Source organism: Vallitalea sediminicola, from assembly GCF_054408565.1.
The window spans coordinates 1-1,226 of the sequence record NZ_BTPT01000109.1 but is presented as its reverse complement, the minus strand read 5'-3'; the positions used below and the strand labels follow the sequence as shown (position 1 = coordinate 1,226).

Annotated in this window: 1 protein-coding gene; it reads right to left on the bottom strand. The window is 36.6% G+C overall.

The features are described 5' to 3' along the window. Nucleotides 1–1,226, bottom strand: a 1,226-nt coding sequence (locus tag ACX6CF_RS25710) for a leucine-rich repeat protein (protein WP_458788244.1), incomplete at both ends; no start/stop codon positions are given.

Here is a 1,226-nt window from a genome sequence, read left to right as displayed (position 1 = left end):
TCTAATCCATAGGTTGGACTCTGCACTATTTCTTCTATGACTCTTACTTCACTCTTTATCTCTTCCAACCCGTAGGTCGGACTTAATACGGTCTCTTCTATCGTTCTTACTTCGCTTTTGATCTCTTCCAATCCATATGTTGCACTTAGGACTGTTTCTTCTATTATACTTACTTCGTTCTTGATTTCCTCTAGTCCATAAGTTGAACTTAACACGGTCTCTTCTATTATTTTTACTTCACTCTTAATTTCCTCTAGTCCATAAGCTGGACTTAGGACAGTTTCTTCTATTACACTTACTTCACTCTTAATTTCTTCCAAACCATACGTTACACTTAATATTGTTTCTTCTATTATACTTACTTCGCTCTTTATCTCTTCCAATCCATATGTCGGACTTAACACGGTCTCTTCTATTGTTCTTACTTCACTCTTAATTTCCTCTAGTCCATATGTTGCACTTAGGACTGTTTCTTCTATTATACTTACTTCGCTCTTGATCTCTTCCAATCCATATGTCGCACTTAATACGATCTCTTCTATGACACTTACTTCACTCTTGATTTCCTCTAGTCCATATGTTGGACTTAACACGGTCTCTTCTATTGTTCTTACTTCACTCTTAATTTCCTCTAGTCCATATGTTGCACTTAGGACTGTTTCTTCTATTATACTTACTTCGCTCTTGATCTCTTCCAATCCATATGTTGAACTTAACACGGTCTCTTCTATTGTTCTTACTTCACTCTTTATCTCTTCCAATCCATATGTCACACTTAATACGGTCTCTTCTATTATACTTACTTCGCTTTTTATTTCCTCTAGTCCATATGTTGGACTTAACACGGTCTCTTCTATTGTTCTTACTTCACTCTTAATTTCCTCTAGTCCATATGTCGCACTTAATACGGTCTCTTCTATCGTCCTTACTTCACTTTTGATTTCCTCTAATCCATAGGTTGGACTCTGTACTATTTCTTCTATGACTTTTACTTCGCTCTTTATCTCTTCCAATCCATAAGTCGGACTTAACACGGTCTCTTCTATCGTCCTTACTTCGCTTTTGATTTCCTCTAATCCATAGGTTGGACTCTGTATTATTTCTTCTATGACTTTTACTTCGCTCTTTATCTCTTCCAATCCATAAGTCGGACTTAACACGGTCTCTTCTATCGTCCTTACTTCGCTTTTGATTTCCTCTAATCCATAGGTTGGACTCTGTATTAT